This window comes from Prevotella sp. AM23-5 (genome assembly GCF_003473645.1).
In the GTDB taxonomy this organism is placed as follows: Bacteria; Bacteroidota; Bacteroidia; order Bacteroidales; family Bacteroidaceae; genus Prevotella; species Prevotella copri_A.
In genome coordinates this window covers 1-1178 of sequence record NZ_QUCG01000171.1, presented here as the reverse complement: position 1 = coordinate 1178, position 1178 = coordinate 1, and the positions used below count along the sequence as shown (strand labels likewise).

1 protein-coding gene is annotated in these 1178 nt (G+C 46.4%); it reads left to right on the top strand.

The window, feature by feature from the left end; all coding sequences use genetic code 11:
- Window positions 1-191: 191 nt before the first annotated feature.
- Window positions 192-869 (top strand): SGNH/GDSL hydrolase family protein, encoded by a 678-nt coding sequence (locus DW657_RS17365; protein WP_118313581.1) that lies wholly within the window; start codon window positions 192-194, stop codon window positions 867-869.
- Window positions 870-1178: the final 309 nt, after the last annotated feature.

Sequence of the window (1178 nt, the reverse complement as noted above, 5' to 3'; positions counted from 1 at the left end):
GGATGATAGTTGCGGATTTTAGGTTTATTAAAATAATAATATCATTCTATATGCATTCAGAAGGATTTCGTATAAATTTATAGCCCCAAACATTTGTATATCCACAAATAATATCGTATCTTTGCAATCGGGTTTCAAACCCTATCCCAAAAGAGGATCACATTAAAAAATCAAACTATATAAAAAACGTCATGAAAAGATTATCAGTTATCGTCTGCCTCTTTATCTTCGCCCTGATGCCCCTGCTGGCACAGGCGAAGCAGACTGTTGCCGTGCTCGGCGACTCGTATTCAACTTTCGAAGGTTTCATCCCAAAGGGATATGCCACCTGGTACACCACGGCGGTTCAAAAAGCAACCGATGTCAACAAAGTGGAGCAAACCTGGTGGTGGGAGGTTATCAAGGAAGGGGGTTACAAGATGGGCAACATCAATTCCTATTCCGGTTCCACCATCTGCAACACCGGCTACCGCGATGAGGATTACAGCGACCGTTCATTCATCAACCGCACTACCCTGCTGGGCAATCCGGACATCATCTTGATTTGCGGCGGAACGAACGACAGTTGGGCAAATGCCCCTATCGGCAATTACCAGTACAGCAACTGGAAGCGTGCCGACCTCTACTGTTTCCGTCCTGCCCTGGCGAAGTTGCTTTCCGATCTCCGTCAGCGCCATCCGAATGTAGATATCTACTTCATTCTGAACTCAGAGCTGAAGGATGAGATCAACGAGTCAGTAAAAAAGATCTGCAAGACCTATCAGGTTCCGGTCATCGCCCTTCATGACATAGACAAGAAGAACGGTCACCCAACAATCAAGGGAATGAGAAGCCTTGCCGACCAGGTTCTGAAGGTGATTAAGAAATAAAAATAGCAAGCCACTTTCAAAAGCACTCTTCACTCTTCACAGGAAGGTCATAAATACCTGTAGTTTAAGAACTTGCACGTGTGAAGAGTTTACGCCACTCTTCACCACTCTTCACGCGGAGCCGCTTACGGAAAATCTGTGAAATTTGTGGGACATAAAAAAGTGGTTTCAGCCCCCCGACCGAACAGGACGAGCTACCACTTCAATTCCGGGCGCAATCCGAAGGTGAAGAGGGGTGAAAAGTGGTGAAGAGTAGTGCGTAACTCTTCACCTCTCGCACCCCCAGTGTTTATCGGGGTTTCAGCCGAT